We start from the raw sequence: 14,941 nt of genomic DNA on the forward strand, positions 1-14,941 counted from the left end.
TCAGCCGGTGACCAGGCGGCGGCCGGTGATCTCGTCGGGGCGGATCCGGACCCAGCGGGGGCGGTCGCCGCCGGCCCACGGGGTGGCGCCGGGGAGGGCGGCCAGGTGCTGCTGTTCCTCGGGGTCGGTCACGTAATGGGCCTGGCCGAGGGCGAGCACGCTCCAGCCGCGGCCGAGGTACTCGTCGATGCGGTCGACCTCGAAGGACACCGGGGCGGACTCGGCCGGGGCGGCGGCGTGGCGCTCGCCGGTGCGGAACGCGAAGGACGCCCGGTCGACCACGTAGTTGACGGGCAGGACCACCGGCCCCGGCTCGACCGCCAGCCCGATCCGGCCGATGCCGTGGGTGCCGACGAGTTCCCAGCACTCGGCCTCGGTGAGGTTCTGCAGCCGGGGGTGCGGGCCGGGGCCGCCGTGGCCGGGCGGGGCGTCGGCGCGGCCGGTCAGCAGTTCGTCGCGACTGCAGCCGAGCGCGGCGGCGATCCGCACGAAGCCGGCCGGGTCGAAGTCGGGCCCGGCGCCGAGCAGGTGCCGCAGGTAGCGGGGGGCCATCGCGGCCCGGCGGGCCAGGTCGTCCTCGGTGATGCCCAGCCGGTCGCACCGTTCGGCGATCCGCTGGGCCACGGCGGCGGGGTCGGTGGTGTCGTGCACGGGGTGACTCCTCGGCTTGCCGGGGGCGTTCGGGCCGGGCCCGGGCCGCGTAGAGGCGCACTCCGGTACGGTCCCGTCGAGTTGACCAGGGCGGACCCATCCAAGCGTCCGGCCTGCGGCAAGTCGAGCAACGGCCGGGCCCCGTGCGTGTCGGCACCACGCCACCGCGGCGCCCGCGCGCCGGCAGCGCTCCCTCCGCCCGCTAAAGATCCGTCAAAACCGCTGTGCACACGCCTGTCACCCCTCCCACCCCCGGCGCATACTGTCCAGCGCGGCTCGCACCGCGCGACAGGGCCACTCCGGTCCCGGCCCGGCTGCGCCGCGACGGGGGAGGTCGAAATCGTGGCATTCGTCGTGATCGTCGCCGTGCTGTTCCTGCTCTGGCTGGCGACCGGGGTACGGGTGGTGCAGCAGTACGAGCGCGGGGTGGTGTTCCGGCTCGGGCGGGTGAGCGGGCGGGTCCGCGAGCCGGGCGTCACCCTGCTGGTGCCGGTGCTGGAGCGGATGCGCAAGGTCAACGTCCAGGTGGTCACCATGCCGGTGCCCGCGCAGGAGGGCATCACCAAGGACAACGTCTCGGTGAGCGTCGACGCGGTGCTCTACTTCCGGGTGGTCGACCCGATCAAGGCCACCGTGGACGTGCAGAACTACGCCTTCGCCATGCTGCAGGTCGCCCAGACCTCGCTGCGGTCCATCATCGGCAAGAGCGAGCTGGACGACCTGCTCTCCGGCCGGGAGAACCTGCACCAGGGGCTGGAGGTCATGCTGGAGAGCCCGGCCACCGGCTGGGGCGTGCACATCGACCGGGTGGAGATCAAGGACGTCAGCCTGCCCGACTCGATGAAGCGCTCGATGGCCCGCCAGGCCGAGGCCGACCGCGAGCGCCGGGCCCGGATCATCACCGCCGACGGTGAGTTCCAGGCCGCCGCCAAGCTCGCCGAGGCGGCCGACAGGATGGCCGAGACCCCGGCGGCGATGCAGCTGCGGCTGCTGCAGACCGTGGTGGAGGTCGCGGCGGAGAAGAACTCGACGCTGGTGCTGCCGTTCCCGGTGGAGCTGCTGCGCTTCTTCGAGTCCTCCGCGGCCCGGATCGCCGACGGCGCGAACGGCCCCGGCGCCGCCTCCCCCGACCCCGCCCCGCCGGCCGTACCCGGGCCGAACCCGGCCGTACCCGCGCAGGCCCCCGCCGACGGGCGCTGACGCCCCGCGCGGCCGGCCCGGGCGAACCCGTCCGGGCCGGCAGCTGCCGGACGCCCGGGAGCGGGCCATCGGCCAGGCCGCGGGCCCTGAGCGCGTCACGGTCGTCGAGCGCGAGGAGCTGCTGCGCCGCTGTGGGCGTGGACCCCGTCACGGACGGACGATCGGCAGCAGTACCTCGTCCACGATCTCCGCCGGGTCGAGTTGCACCGCGTCCCCGCCGCACATCTTGATCCGGTACAGCATGAGCGCCGGCACCACGTCGGTGACCAGCGGCGTGACGGCGCCCGGCCGGACCTCACCGCGCTCGGTGCCGCGGTCCAGCACCTCGGCGATCAGCGCGGTCGTGGGCTCGACCACCCGCTCGAACACGATCTCCACGAAGGCGTGCGCCCTCTGGTGGTCGAGTTCGCTCATGATCGCCCGCACGGCGGCGCCCAGCTCGCTGAACATCGCCGTGCGCAGCCCGGCCACCACCTCCAGCAGGTCGCCGCGCAGGCTGCCGGTGTCGGGGGCGGACCCGCCGGGCGGCAGGCTGGCCCGCAGCGCGTCCATGACCAGCTCCTCCTTGGAGGACCAGCGCCGGTAGAGCGCGGCCTTGCCGGTCTGCGCCGCGGCGGCCACGCCCTCCATGGTCAGCCGGGCGTAGCCGTCGGTGGTGAGTTGCCGCAGGACCGCCTCGAAGATGGCGCTCTCCAGCGCCTCGCCGCGCCGCCGCAGCGGGGCCCCCGTCACCGGTCCGTGGACGGCGTCCGTATCAGCGGTCATGGCTGCGCACCTTCTTCAGTCGCCCTTCCTCGATCCCCTCGGTACACGCGTTCGCCCTTGTCGCGGTTCTCCGGCCCGCCGGACTCCGGAACGGTCTCCGAGCACGCGCGGAGGCGAAGGGGGCTTTCCTCTCACGGGCTACTGTCGATGTTAGTGAACGAACCCGTTCCCTCCCACCCCCGGACCGGGGTACGCGGCCCCCTCGCCCCGGACGGCCGGGTCGGACGCTTCCGGGTTCCCGGCCGGGCCCCGCTCGCGGTAGGTCCAGCGCGGCAGGAAGAACTGCGTGACCGGCCCGACCAGGAGGGCGTAGGCGACGGTGCCGACCCCGACCGTCCCGCCCAGCAGCCAGCCGGCCGCGAGGACGGTGACCTCCAGGCCGGTCCGGACGGTCCGCAGCGAACGGCCCGTCAGCGCGGCCAGTCCGGTCATCAGACCGTCCCGGGGGCCCGGCCCGAACCGGGCGCCGACGTAGACCGCGACGGAGAACCCGTTGAGCAGCACGCCCAGCAGGAGCAGGCAGCCGCGGGCCGGCAGTCCGAGGTCCTCGGGGAGGACGGCGAGCCCGAGGTCGGAGGAGAGGGCGAGCACCACCACGTTCGCGCCGGTGCCGAGCGTCGGCCGCTGCCGCAGCGGCACCCAGGCCAGCAGGACGAGCACGCCCACGACGGCGCTGATCGTGCCGAAGCTCAGCCCGGAGTGGCGTTGCACGCCCTGGTAGAGCACGCTCCACGGGTTGACGCCGAGGGCGGCGCGGACCAGCAGCGAGAGGCTGAACCCGTACAGGGCCAGTCCGCCGAACAGCCGGGCGAGGCGGTGCAGCGGGCGTTCGGCGAGCGGCAGGTAGCCGAGGCCCCCGGTCGACGGGTGGCGCGGGGGTGCGGTGCTGACGGGCATGCGGGTGTTCCTCCGGTCCTGGTGCGGGGTGCTGGGCACCTGCCGGGGAGTCTCCACGACCGCCGCCCGCGATCGGATGGCCAATCGGCGGAAAGTGGTATGGTCCACCGAGCCGATCCCAGGGGGCCCGGGACGATGACCCACGCGCTCGGCGCACGACAACTGGCCGCGCTGCTGCCCGGCCTGCCGGAGGCCCGGCCGGTCTACCGCCATCTGTTCGAGGCGATCAGCGCGCTGATCCTGGACGGCCGGGTCGCGCTGCACACCCGACTGCCCGCCGAGCGGGCGCTCGCCACCGCCCTCGGGCTCAGCCGGCCGACCGTCACCAAGTCCTACGCGCTGCTGCGCGACCACGGGTACGCCCGCAGCCGGCAGGGTTCCGGCACCTGGACGGCACTGCCGAAGGAGGTCGTGCCGCACAAGGTCAGCCGGGTGCTCCCCGGCCCGGACGCCGCCATCGACCTGGCCCGCGCCGCCTGCGGCCTGCCGCAGCACGTCCTGGACGCGGCCCTGGCCGAGGTCGCCCCGCAGCTGGCGGTGTACACCGGCGGCCCCGGCTACCACCCGTACGGGCTGCCGGCGCTGCGGGCGGCGGTGGCCGAGCGGTTCACCCGGCGCGGGCTGCCGACCGTGCCCGAGCAGGTGCTGATCACCTCTGGGGCGCAGCACGCGCTCACCCTGGTGATCGGGCTGCTGACCGCGCCGGGCGACCGCGTCCTGGTGGAGAGCCCGTCCTACCCCAACGCCCTGGAGGCCGCCCGGCGCGCCCGGCTGCGGCTCGTCCCCACCCCGATGGCGGAGCACGGTTGGGAGGTCGAGGCCGTCGAAGCCGCCTTCCACCGGGCGGCTCCCCGGCTGGCCCTGCTCACCCCGGACTTCCACAACCCCACCGGTCTGCTGATGCCGGAGGAGGATCGCGCCCGCGTCGTCCGGGCCGCGCGGGCCGCGGGGAGCTGGCTGGTGATCGACGAGGCCATGGCCGAGCTGGCCCTCGACTGCCCGCCGCCCGCGCCCTTCGCAGCCCGGGCCGGGTCGGGCGGAGCCGGCGGGGTGATCACCGTCGGCTCGATGAGCAAGACGCACTGGGGCGGCCTGCGGATCGGCTGGCTGCGCGCGCCGGCCGCGCTGGTGACCGAGCTCGCCGGCCAGCGGATCGCCAACGACCTGGGCGGCTCCGTGCTGGACCAGTTGGTGGCCCGTAACCTGCTCGACGCCGACGAGGACCTGGTGCGCGGGCGGTTGGACGCGCTGCGCGCCCGACGCGCCGCCCTGGCCGGAGCCCTGACGGAGCACTTCCCGGGGTGGAGCTGGCAGTTGCCGCCGGGCGGGCTGTCCCTCTGGGTCGACCTCGGGGAACCGGTCGCCACCGCCCTCGCCGAGCGTCTGCTGGACCACGGCGTCCGGATCGAGAGCGGCGCCTTCTTCGCCGCCGACCCGGGCGTCTTCGAGAACCGCCTGCGGATCCCGTACACGATGCCGCCGGCCGTCCTGCGCGAGGCGGTCCGGCGGATGGCGGCGGCCGTGGCGCAGGGGCTCCCCGTGCCGTCGACGGCACGGCGGGCACACCTGGTGGTCTGACCCCGCCCGCCCAGGCGGGGCCCCGGCTCCCGGTCGTGGTCCCGTCGCGGCCGGAGCCGAGGCCCGTTCACCCGGGGGGCCAGGGTGCGGTCCCCGGAGGAGTCGCCCCGGAGCCGGCGTTACAGGCCGAGGTCGACGGCCAGGCAGTTGGGGAACGTCCAGGCGCGTTCCGGGTCGTAGGGATCGTTCGCCCCGCCGCCCGGGCCGGCGTCCACCTCCTCCGTCATGGACGCGAAGGGGATGCGTTCGGGAAGCGTGCCGTAGCGTGCGCGCCGCGCTTCCGCGGCGGGGTCGCGGCCGGGGTCCTCACTCATGCCCCTCAGCCTGCGCCTCCCGCCGTCACCTGTCAAGGCAGTGACGGGCGATGCGGCGGCAGTGCCGCCCGACCCGGCGGCGCCGGGTATCCGCTGTTCCGCCCCGGCCCCCTGCGGCAGGGTTGCCCGGGCGGGGCCGCCACGGCCCCGCCCGCGGACACGAAGACCAGCACGAAGGAGAGGACCGCATGGTCACACCGGACACCGACGGCCGGGGCCTAGCACGGGAGACGGTCGAGGCGGCGCTCGACCGGGCCGCCGCGACGGCGCACCTCAACGCGTTCATCACGCTCGACGCCGAGGGGGCACGCGCCGAAGCCGCCCGCCGCGACACCGGGCACCGCGGGGACGCCGCGGGGGAACGCAGGCCCTGGGGCCTCGTCGTCAAGGACAACATCCACGTCGCCGGCCTGCCCAACACCGCCGGCACCCCCGCGCTCGCGGACTTCGTGCCGGCCGCCGACGCGCCCGTCGTCCGGGCCCTGCGCGCGGCGGGGGCGATCGTCCTCGGCAAGACCAACCTGCACGAGCTGGCCCTGGGCGCCACCTCCTGCAACCACACCTACGGCCCGGTCGGCAACGCCACCGACCCGGCGCTGTTCGCGGGCGGCAGCAGCGGCGGCACGGCCGCGGCGGTGGCGGCGGGCGTCGCGGAGGCCGGGCTCGGCACCGACACCGGCGGCTCCGTCACCATCCCGGCCGCGCTGAACGGGATCTACGGGCTGCGCCCCACCGCCGGGCGCTACCCTTCGGCGGGCCTCACCCCGCTGTGCCCCACCCGGGACACGGCCGGCCCGATGACCCGCACCCTGGACCTGCTGCTGACGCTGGACACCCTCGTCACCGGGGAGACCGGAGACGCGCCGGGCCCCTCCCGCCCACTCCGGCTGGGCCTGCCGCGGCACGTGTTCACCGAGGACCTGGAGGGCCCGGTCCGAGCCGCCTGGGACGCGGCCGTCGACCGCCTGACGTCCGCCGGGCACACCTGGGTGGCGGTGGACACCGCGCAGCTGGCCGAGCACGACGCCCGGATCGGATTCCCGCTGGTGTTCGGCGAGTTCGCCGCCGCGCTCGACCGCTACCTGGCGGAGCACCGGGCCGGCCCCAGCCCGGTCGAGGTCCTGGACGCGGTCGGCGACCCCGCCATCGGCGACCTGCTCAAGGCCACCGCACTGCCCACCGGCCCGGGGTACCCGGGGCCCGCCGCACTGGCGGGGGCGCTCGCGCAGCGCCGGGTGCTGCAGGCCGCCTACGACGAGCTGTTCGCGGCGCACGGCCTGGACGCGGTCCTCAGCCCCACCGTCCCGGTGTGCGCCCGGCCGCTGCGCCGGTTCGAGGACTCCCTGCCCCTCAACGGCCGGGACGCGCCCACCTTCTTCACCCTGATCCGCAACACCTCCCCCGCCGCCACCGCCGGTCAGCCCTCGGTGACGCTGCCGCTTCCGGTCACCGCCACGCCGCCCGTCGGCCTCCAGTTGATCGGGCGCCGGAGCGCCGACCGGGCGCTGCTGTCCGTGGCCGCGCGGGTGGACGCCCTGCTCCGGTGCGGCTGACGCCCGCCGCTCACCTTCGTCACCACCTTGACAGGTGACGAAGCGCCACGACAAACTCATCACCAGTCAGAGCGGTGACGGCATGCCGATCGCCGGATCCGCTCGTGTCCGGACCGTCCGAAAAGGGGTTTGTCGTGGTGAGCATCAAGCGTGGACGCAAGCGACGGATGACGGGTGCCGTCCCGGCCCTCGCGGCGGGTCTCGCGCTCTGCGCCCTCGCCCTCACCGGCACCGCGAGCGGGGCGACCGGCGCGACCGCCGAGGCCGATGCCTTCGGCGGTCGCGCCAAGCCGACCATCGTCCTGGAGCACGGCGCCTTCGCCGACGGCTCCAGCTGGAACGACGTCATCGCCCGCCTGCGCGCCGACGGCTACCCCGTGATCGCCGCCGCCAACCCGCTGCGCGGCCCGGCCTCCGACGCCGCCGCCCTGCGCACCGTCCTCGACCACATCCAGGGCCCCAAGGTCCTCGCCGGGCACTCCTACGGCGGCACCGTCATCAGCGAGGCCGCCGCGAACGACCCCGACGTGAAAGCGCTCGTCTACGTGGCCGCCTTCCTGCCCGCCCCCGGCGAGACCGCGCTGGAACTCACCGGCAGGTACCCGGGCTCCACCCTCCCCGACGCACTGGACCAGGTCACCTACCGGCAGGGTGACGGCAGCACCGCCACCGACCTGTACATCAAGCAGGACCTGTTCCGCCGGCAGTTCGCCGCCGACGTCCCGGCCGGACAGGCCGCGCTGATGGCCGCCGCCCAGCGCCCGATCGCCCAGGCCGCCCTGACCGAACCGGCCACCGGCGCCGCCTGGCAGACCAAGCCCAGCTGGTCCGTCGTCACCACCCAGGACCTCAACATCCCGGCCGCCGTCCAGCGCTTCATGGCCGAGCGGGCCCACGCCCGGACCACCGAGGTGGCCGCCTCGCACTCCGTCGCCGTCTCCCACCCCCGGCTCGTCGCCGACGTCATCGAGCAGGCCGCCCGCGCCACCGCCCGCTGACCTCGCCGGCCGGACCACCCACTCCTCCGTCAGGAAGCCCGCCATGCCCGTCGTACGGTTCCATCTCGTCTCCACCCTCGCCCCGCAGGACGTCCTCGCGGTGCTGACCGACTTCAGCCCCGCCCGCGCCGAGGCCTGGCCCACGATCGACGCGAAGCACTTCGAGGTCCACGGCCTCGGCGACACCTGGGCCGAGGTCACCGAGGGCACGGCCGCCGCCTGGGAGCGCGCCCGGTACACGTGGCGGCCGGGCGGGGACACCGTGACCGTCACCACCCTCGACTCCAAGCTCTTCGGCCCCGGCGGCGGCTGGGTCTTCCGGCTGACCCCCGAGGGCGAGGGCACCCGGGTCGACGTCGAGCTGACGCGCCGGCCGGCCACCCTCAAGGGCAGGATGCTCGCCTCGCTCCTACCCGTCGCCGCGCCGCCGTCCCTGCGCAGGTCCTTCGCCCGGCCCCTGCACGCCGGGTGAACCTCCCCCGCCCCCGCACGGGCCGACGGCGCGAGCCGTCGGCCCGTGCGGCGTACCGGTCCGGCCCCTCGGTCAGGCCGGCCGGTCAGACCCGCCGGTCAGGCCTCGGCCCCCAGGTGGCGGGTGAAGAACGCGGCGAGCCGGTCCACGGCCTGGCCGACGTACTCCTCCCGGTCGTACAGGTCGACGTGCCCGGCGCCCTCGATCCAGGCCAACTCCTTCGGCCCGGTCGCCCGTTGATGCGCCTCCACGGCCATCCAGGAGGTGACGGCGCGCTCCCCGACGACCTGCAGCATCGGGCGGGGGGCGATCAGCGGCACGGCGAAGAACGCGTCGTAGCAGGCCAGCCGGTCGACGCTCGCCCAGGCCAAGACCTTCGCGGACCGCTCGTGGCCGCCGCGCGGCGTGCAGTAGTACGCGAAGCCCTCCGCCGCGTGTTCGCCGCCGAGCGCCGCCGCCTCCTCCGCCGTCTCCGGGAACACCGGCAGCGCGCCCGGGTCCTCGCCCCGGGCGGCCGCGGTGCGGGCCCGGGCGGCCGCGTCCAGCAGCGCCCGGAAGACCGCCGGGTCCTGCGTGCCGTCCGCGCCCAGCCGGAACTGCCGGGACGGGTCGGCGGTGCACACCGTGGCCACCGCCCGGACCCGCTGGTCACCGCCGGTGGCGGCCAGCGCGTAGCCGCCGGAGGCGCAGATGCCGAGCAGCCCGACCCGCTCCTCGGCCACCTCCTCCCGGGTCATCAGGTACGACACCGCGGCCTTGAAGTCCTCCACCCGCTGCGCCGGATCCTCCAGGCCGCGCGGCAGGCCGCCCGACTCGCCCTGGTACGCGGCGTCGAAGGCCAGGGTGACGAACCCCCGCTCGGCCATCCGCCGCGCGTACGTGCCGGAGGTCTGCTCCTTCACCCCCGTACCGGGGTGGCCGACCACCAGCGCCGGCCTCGGGCCGGGCGCCGGAGCGGCCGGGGTGTACAGGTGCGCGGCGATCTCGATGCCGGCGCTGGGGAAACGGACGTCGGTCCTGTGCATGGGGGTGCTCTTCCCTCTCGGTCTGCTGGGGCTGTGCGTCGGATCCGCTCCCCGACCGGGGCGGCGGCGTCCGGGCCCCACTGTGCAGCCGGCGGACGGACCGGCGGATCAGTCAAATGACGGTGGGCCGCACCAGTTCGTACCCGGCCGGCCGCACCGCCGCGGCCGGTCGAACTCGCCTCCGCACAGCGTCGTTTGACCGTCATGTGACCGATGCGGGCGGGGGCGCGTCCGGCGGAGAGTGGCGGCCACACCGTTCGCACCCCGGAGGGGACCTCCTGCCATGCACCGCGACCAACCGCCGCCGAGGGCGCGTTCGGCGCCCGAGCACCTGCCCCCGCTGGTCCTGGCCGTCGACCGGATGCTCGACGAGTTCACCCGGCTCCCCTCGCGGGCGGAGTTCCGCTTCGATCCGGCGATGCCCGCGGTGATCACCGTCGAGTTCCTCGCCGAGCGGGGCCCGGGCCTCGTCTGGCGGTTCGGCCGCGAGCTCCTGCACCGCGGCCTGACGACGATGAGCGGCTGCGGCGACGTCCGGATGTGGCCCGCCCAGCCCGACGAGCGGCCGACGTCCTGGCTGCTGCTCGAAACCCCGGAGCTGGAGGCCCTGTTCGAGCTGCCGGCCGGGCCCCTGACGGCCTGGCTGGAGGCCGGCTACCGGATCGCCCCGGCCGAGACCGAGCTGGACGGCCTGGACTGGGACGGATTCCTGCGCGGCCTGGCCGACCGCCCGGACCCGCCGTACGAGTGACCGCGGCCCGCCATCGTGGGAAACGCATGGCGTCCCGGTCCGCGCCGGGGGGCACGGGCCGGGACGGAGGGCACGGGCCGGGACGGGGCTCCGGAGGGATCAGTGCCGGGAGGGGGGCACGCAGCGGAAGCCGGCCGCCGCGGCCGGATCACCGTGGCCGGTGTAGCGGGACACCTCGGGGTACCTGCAGAGGTCGCGCTTGACGCTCCGTCCGGTGGCGTCGACCAGGGTGGCGGGCAGCGTCGCGGGGGCCCTGCCCTGCTCGACCCAGGCGGTCAATGCCGCGAGGTCGTCGGTCGTGCCCTGGCCCCGGTTGAGACCGCAGTGCGCCGCGCCCGGGACGAGGAAGAGGCGGTAGAACGCGTCGACCCGCTCGGTGCCGCCCATCGTCCGCTCGACCCGGCGGCGGTAGTCGACGGTGCCCTGGGTGGGGATGAACTGGTCGGCCTGGCCGTGCCAGCTCAGCAGCTTGCCGCCGGAGTCCCGGAAGGCGGACAGGTCCGGGTCGTCCGTGCCGATGATCCGGTCGTACTCGGCCCGGGACTGCTCGAACAGCCGGGTGAACTGGTCGTAGGTGATCGTCGAGACGTCGAAGGACGGCTGCTTCTTCAGCCAGGTCGACACCCAGAGCGCCGGCACCGGGAACGGTGCGCCCTTGACGACGCCGTCGGCGTCGGGCCGGGTGGTGCCGGCCAGCCCCGAGAGGTCGGCCCCGACCGGGGCCCCGGGCCACAGCCTGCGGCCCGAGCCGGTGCGCGGACCGTCCCAGATCGTGCGCACCACGGCGGCGTCGGCAGCCGTGATGGTCGACTCCCGGCCGTCGCAGACGACCGTGGTGCCGATCAGCCGGCGCGGGTCGAAGTCGCACCGCGCCGCGTCGCTGACCAGGCCGTCCCGCACGCCGTCGAGCGGGTCGCAGGCCTTGACGGCCGCGTCGGTGAAGGCCTTGAACGCGCAGGGGGACGGGTAGGTCTTCTCGTTGTTCATGACGACCTGCGGCCACAGCGTCGCGACCTCGAACTCGTCCCAGTTGACGGCGGGCGCGTTGGCCAGGATGCCGTCGAAGTCGTCGGGGTAGCGCTGGGCCTCCATGTAGCCCTGGCGGCCGCCGGTGGAGCAGCCGTTGAAGTACGAGTAGGAGGGGTGGCGGCCGTAGACCGCGGCGACCACCTGCTTGCCGACGATCGAGGCCTCGTGCTGGGACCGCGAGGCGAGGTTCTCCAGCAGCGCGGTGTTGACCCGCCCCTTGGCGTCCAGCGCCCAGCTGACGTCGACGGCGTCGCCGAGCCCGGCGTCGGTCGTGGTGCCGGCGTACCCGTTCTTGACGGCCGTGCCCAGCCCGACGTTGTTGTCCCCGGCCGCGTACGCGCTGCCGCCGAGCGCCTGGAAGCGGCCGTTCCAGCCGGTGAGGGGCAGCCAGGTCCGCACCTTGGCGTGGTCGTCGTCGCCAGGGTGGGTCAGGGTGACGGTCACCTCGCAGAAGGCGGGGACACCGGTCACCTGGCCGCCGACCACCCCGGTCCCGTCGACGGTGCCGCCCTCCCGGCGGAGCGCCGTCACCGACTCCACCCTGGTGCCGGCGGGGGCCGCGACGGACACCGGCGCGCAGGAGGACGTCGCGGGCGCCGGACCACCGCCGGACGCGGCCGCCGCCGTCGGCAGGTCGGCCGCCGCCAGCGCGGCACCGGTCGCGAGCACGATCAGGAATCTCTTCATGGGTGTCCCGTCCAAGGGGGTCAAGGAGGTCAGGGGAGGTGACGGGAGGAATGGAGGGGAGAAAGGCGTGGGCATGGGCCCGACCGCTCGCCCTCGGGCGCGCAGTCACGCGGGGACGTCGCGGTGACACCTCTGCGCGGCCCGTCGGCCGAAGGGCCGCCCAGTCACCATCACCGGTTCAACTGGTGACGATGCTGGCACGGCTCCCGAGGGCTGTCAACGAGCGGCCAGCGAGCGGGCGGTGGAGAATCCACGGTGGCCGACCCGCAAGACCTGCTACGCTGCGGATGACCCGAAGTCCGGGTGATCGACGTGATCGATCCGATCGAGGAGTGACCGACATGGCGGGTGACGACGACATCTCCGGGTGAGATCCGGATCCCACGGCCACCGGCCGGCGCCCCAGGGGTGCCGCAGCCGACGTGGTCGGTCTCGTCGTACCCCTTGCCCCCGTGTCTGCCCAGGGCAGAGCTCTCGGTCCTGCCCTCAGTCCCCCTTCGAGGTCACCTCCATGTCCGACGCCGCCGTCGTCTGCTCGAACCTGTCCTTCGCCTGGCCGGACGACACCCCCGTCTTCCGGAACCTGTCCTTCACCGTGCCCGCCGGCCGTACCGGCCTGGTCGCGCCCAACGGCTCCGGCAAGAGCACCTTGCTCAAACTGATCGCCGGTGAACTCACGCCCACCGCAGGCTCGGTGACGGTCAGTGGCACGCTCGGCCACCTCCGCCAGAGCCTCCCCCTCACCGGGGACCTCACCGTCGCCGAGGTGCTCGACATCGCCGGGATCATCCGCGCCATCGACGCGGTGGAGTCCGGCGACGTCGACGAGCGGCACTTCACCACCATCGGCGACGACTGGGACATCGAGGAACGCACCCGCGCCCAGCTCGACCGACTCGGCCTGGGCCACCTCACCCTGGACCGCAGCCTGAGCACCCTCAGCGGCGGACAGATCGTCTCGCTCGGCCTCGCCGCCCAGCTCCTCAAGCGCCCCGACGTACTGCTGCTCGACGAGCCGACCAACAACCTCGACACCGAGGCCCGCCACAAGCTCTACGACGTGCTGGGCGACTTCACCGGCTGCCTGCTCCTGGTCAGCCACGACCGCGCCCTGCTCGACCGCATGCAGGGCATCGCCGAGCTGACGGGTGGCGAACTGCGCTTCCACGGCGGCGACTTCACCGCGTACGAGGAGGCCGTACGGGCCGAGCAGGAGGCAGCGGAGAAGAACGTCCGCCACGCCGAGCAGGAACTCAAGCGCGAGAAGCGGGAGTTGCAGCAGGCCCGCGAACGCGCCGACCGCCGGGCGAGCAACGCCGCGCGCAACCTCAAGAACGCCGGCCTGCCCCGGATCTTCGCCGGAACCATGAAGCGCGGCGCCCAGGAGGCCGCGGGCCGCTCCGGCACCCTGCACGCGGCCCGGGTCGACGACGCCAGGGCCCGGCTCGACGAGGCCGGGCGCGCCCTGCGCGAGGACCAGCGCCTCACCCTGGACCTGCCCGACACCCGGGTGCCCGCCGGCCGCACCCTCTTCCTCGGCCAGGGCCTCCAGGTCCGGCGCGCCGACCGGCCGGTGTTCGCCGAGGGCGGTGTCGACCTGAGCATCCGCGGGCCCGAGCGCATCGCGCTCACCGGGCCCAACGGCGCGGGGAAGTCCACCCTGCTGCGCCTGGTCACCGGCGACCTCACGCCCGACGAGGGACGGATCACCCGCAACGACGGCCGGATCGCCCATCTCTCCCAGCGCCTGGACCTGCTGGACCCGGAACTCAGCGTGGCGGAGAACTTCGCCGCCTTCGCGCCCGAGCGACCCGAGGCGGAGCGGATGAACCTGCTCGCCCGCTTCCTGTTCCGCGGCGCCCGGGCGCACCTGCCGGTGCGGGTGCTCTCCGGCGGCGAGCGGCTGCGCGCCACCCTGGCCTGCGTGCTGTGCGCCGAACCGGCTCCACACCTGCTGCTGCTCGACGAACCGACCAACAACCTCGACCTGGTCAGCGTGGGCCAGTTGGAGAGTGCGCTGCACGCGTACCGGGGCGCCTTCCTGGTGGTCAGCCACGACGAGCGGTTCCTCGCCGGGATCGGGGTCGACCGCGGCCTGCGGCTCGCCGACGGGGCCCTGCAGGAGACCGGGGCACCCACGATGTGACCCGCCGGCCCGTGCGCGCGGGCCCCGCCCGGGGCCCGCCGCCCGGCCACCCCGGCCCAAGCCGTTCTTGCGCCCCTCACAGTCACCTGCCAGGATGGTGATGTGAACCTTGACCATGTCTTCGTGTGCGGGCACCCGGCCCTCGACTTCGCGGCCACCCTCCGGGCCCGGCGTTCGACCCGGTTCGAGATGTTCGTGACGCCCGAGCGGCTGAACGCCTGGTACCTGGACTGCGGACTCGTGGACACCATCACGCCCGGCGGCGAGCAGGACGTCCGGGACGCGAAGACCGTGCGCGAGGCCGTCTACCGGCTCGTCACCAACCGCCTGGCCGGGGAGGACCTCGACCGCGAGGCGCTCGCCGTGCTCAACGGCGCCGCGCGCAAGGCACCGGTCACGCCCCAACTCACCCTGACCGGGCGGCACAACGAGGCGACCCCCGAGCAGGCCCTGGCCACCGTCGCGCGGCACGCCGTCGAACTCCTCAGCGGCCCGGACGTGCCACTGATGAAGGAGTGCGGCAACCCGGAGTGCACCCGGATCTACCTGGACCGCTCCCGGGGCATGCGACGCCAGTGGTGCGGCATGGAGTCCTGCGGCAACCGGATCAAGGCGGCCGCGTACCGGGCCCGGAAGAAGACCTCGCCCGCGGTCGGCGTGTAGCCGGGTCCGCGGCCGCGACGGGGCCCAGCGGCCCTCGGGACGACGACGGCGGAGGCCGGTGCGGGGATCATCACCTCGCACCGGCCTCCGCCGCGCCTCGCCTGCGGCGCCACACCCACCGCGCCCGGGTCCGGGACGTCCGTCCCGTCACCGGTCGAGGCGGCGATGAAGGAGTGGCAGCCCCTCACATCACCAGCCAAGGCGGTGACGCG

14 protein-coding genes are annotated in these 14,941 nt (G+C 74.8%); 8 read left to right on the top strand and 6 right to left on the bottom strand.

The window, feature by feature from the left end:
- Positions 1-651, bottom strand: a complete 651-nt coding sequence (locus tag ACZ6Y7_RS10880; protein ID WP_465757551.1) for a helix-turn-helix domain-containing protein — start codon at positions 649-651, stop codon at positions 1-3.
- Positions 652-993: 342 nt separating this feature from the next.
- On the opposite strand from ACZ6Y7_RS10880, the gene ACZ6Y7_RS10885 reads away from it, so the two are divergent.
- A complete protein-coding gene (locus ACZ6Y7_RS10885) occupies positions 994-1,851 on the top strand; it encodes a slipin family protein (protein WP_465757552.1) in 858 nt (285 codons plus the stop codon).
- 147 nt (positions 1,852-1,998) lie between these two features.
- On the opposite strand, the gene ACZ6Y7_RS10890 is transcribed toward ACZ6Y7_RS10885, so the two are convergent.
- Together ACZ6Y7_RS10890 and yczE are read right to left on the bottom strand one after the other, a co-directional pair.
- The gene (locus ACZ6Y7_RS10890) at positions 1,999-2,616 is read right to left on the bottom strand and encodes a TetR-like C-terminal domain-containing protein (protein WP_465757553.1); all 618 of its coding nucleotides are present in this window, start codon (positions 2,614-2,616) and stop codon (positions 1,999-2,001) included.
- Positions 2,617-2,766: 150 nt separating this feature from the next.
- The gene (gene yczE, locus ACZ6Y7_RS10895; RefSeq protein ID WP_465757554.1) at positions 2,767-3,513 is read right to left on the bottom strand and encodes a membrane protein YczE; all 747 of its coding nucleotides are present in this window, start codon (positions 3,511-3,513) and stop codon (positions 2,767-2,769) included.
- 135 nt (positions 3,514-3,648) lie between these two features.
- Between yczE and yczR the strand changes: the two genes are divergently transcribed.
- Complete coding sequence (gene yczR / locus ACZ6Y7_RS10900; RefSeq protein WP_465757555.1) at positions 3,649-5,091, top strand: MocR-like transcription factor YczR; 1,443 nt, start codon at positions 3,649-3,651, stop codon at positions 5,089-5,091.
- Positions 5,092-5,210: 119 nt separating this feature from the next.
- Here the strand turns inward: yczR and ACZ6Y7_RS10905 are convergent, their stop codons facing one another.
- Positions 5,211-5,405 (bottom strand): hypothetical protein, encoded by a 195-nt coding sequence (locus ACZ6Y7_RS10905; RefSeq protein WP_465757556.1) that lies wholly within the window; start codon positions 5,403-5,405, stop codon positions 5,211-5,213.
- A gap of 188 nt (positions 5,406-5,593) precedes the next feature.
- Here ACZ6Y7_RS10905 and ACZ6Y7_RS10910 point away from each other — a divergent pair, with 188 nt between their 5' ends.
- From ACZ6Y7_RS10910 to ACZ6Y7_RS10920, 3 genes are all read left to right on the top strand, one after another.
- Positions 5,594-6,958 carry an amidase family protein gene (locus ACZ6Y7_RS10910; RefSeq protein WP_465757557.1) on the top strand — a complete coding sequence of 455 codons (1,365 nt, stop codon included), beginning with the start codon at positions 5,594-5,596 and terminating at the stop codon, positions 6,956-6,958.
- A gap of 134 nt (positions 6,959-7,092) precedes the next feature.
- Positions 7,093-7,956 carry an alpha/beta fold hydrolase gene (locus tag ACZ6Y7_RS10915; protein ID WP_465757558.1) on the top strand — a complete coding sequence of 288 codons (864 nt, stop codon included), beginning with the start codon at positions 7,093-7,095 and terminating at the stop codon, positions 7,954-7,956.
- 43 nt (positions 7,957-7,999) lie between these two features.
- Positions 8,000-8,428 (top strand): SRPBCC family protein, encoded by a 429-nt coding sequence (locus tag ACZ6Y7_RS10920; protein WP_465757559.1) that lies wholly within the window; start codon positions 8,000-8,002, stop codon positions 8,426-8,428.
- A 98-nt stretch (positions 8,429-8,526) separates the two neighbouring features.
- On the opposite strand, the gene ACZ6Y7_RS10925 is transcribed toward ACZ6Y7_RS10920, so the two are convergent.
- Positions 8,527-9,453, bottom strand: a complete 927-nt coding sequence (locus ACZ6Y7_RS10925; RefSeq protein WP_465757560.1) for an alpha/beta hydrolase — start codon at positions 9,451-9,453, stop codon at positions 8,527-8,529.
- Positions 9,454-9,736: 283 nt separating this feature from the next.
- Here ACZ6Y7_RS10925 and ACZ6Y7_RS10930 point away from each other — a divergent pair, with 283 nt between their 5' ends.
- Positions 9,737-10,204, top strand: a complete 468-nt coding sequence (locus ACZ6Y7_RS10930; protein ID WP_465757561.1) for an SsgA family sporulation/cell division regulator — start codon at positions 9,737-9,739, stop codon at positions 10,202-10,204.
- Between the two features lie 99 nt (positions 10,205-10,303).
- On the opposite strand, the gene ACZ6Y7_RS10935 is transcribed toward ACZ6Y7_RS10930, so the two are convergent.
- Positions 10,304-11,920 (bottom strand): tannase/feruloyl esterase family alpha/beta hydrolase, encoded by a 1,617-nt coding sequence (locus ACZ6Y7_RS10935; protein ID WP_465757562.1) that lies wholly within the window; start codon positions 11,918-11,920, stop codon positions 10,304-10,306.
- A 511-nt stretch (positions 11,921-12,431) separates the two neighbouring features.
- Here ACZ6Y7_RS10935 and ACZ6Y7_RS10940 point away from each other — a divergent pair.
- Together ACZ6Y7_RS10940 and ACZ6Y7_RS10945 are read left to right on the top strand one after the other, a co-directional pair.
- A complete protein-coding gene (locus ACZ6Y7_RS10940; RefSeq protein WP_465757563.1) occupies positions 12,432-14,066 on the top strand; it encodes an ABC-F family ATP-binding cassette domain-containing protein in 1,635 nt (544 codons plus the stop codon).
- 102 nt (positions 14,067-14,168) lie between these two features.
- Entirely contained in the window at positions 14,169-14,729 is a 561-nt protein-coding gene (locus tag ACZ6Y7_RS10945; RefSeq protein ID WP_465757564.1) for a CGNR zinc finger domain-containing protein, read from the top strand.
- Positions 14,730-14,941 lie beyond the last annotated feature (212 nt).

The organism is Kitasatospora sp. NPDC053308 (genome assembly GCF_055585785.1).

Coding starts and splice junctions, on each gene's coding strand:
- ACZ6Y7_RS10890 (WP_465757553.1), bottom strand. CDS start 2,616: ATGACCGCTGATACGGACGCCGTCCACGGACCGGTGACGGGGGCCCCG.
- yczE (WP_465757554.1), bottom strand. CDS start 3,513: ATGCCCGTCAGCACCGCACCCCCGCGCCACCCGTCGACCGGGGGCCTC.
- yczR (WP_465757555.1), top strand. CDS start 3,649: ATGACCCACGCGCTCGGCGCACGACAACTGGCCGCGCTGCTGCCCGGC.
- ACZ6Y7_RS10905 (WP_465757556.1), bottom strand. CDS start 5,405: ATGAGTGAGGACCCCGGCCGCGACCCCGCCGCGGAAGCGCGGCGCGCA.
- ACZ6Y7_RS10910 (WP_465757557.1), top strand. CDS start 5,594: ATGGTCACACCGGACACCGACGGCCGGGGCCTAGCACGGGAGACGGTC.
- ACZ6Y7_RS10920 (WP_465757559.1), top strand. CDS start 8,000: ATGCCCGTCGTACGGTTCCATCTCGTCTCCACCCTCGCCCCGCAGGAC.
- ACZ6Y7_RS10925 (WP_465757560.1), bottom strand. CDS start 9,453: ATGCACAGGACCGACGTCCGTTTCCCCAGCGCCGGCATCGAGATCGCC.
- ACZ6Y7_RS10930 (WP_465757561.1), top strand. CDS start 9,737: ATGCACCGCGACCAACCGCCGCCGAGGGCGCGTTCGGCGCCCGAGCAC.
- ACZ6Y7_RS10935 (WP_465757562.1), bottom strand. CDS start 11,920: ATGAAGAGATTCCTGATCGTGCTCGCGACCGGTGCCGCGCTGGCGGCG.
- ACZ6Y7_RS10940 (WP_465757563.1), top strand. CDS start 12,432: ATGTCCGACGCCGCCGTCGTCTGCTCGAACCTGTCCTTCGCCTGGCCG.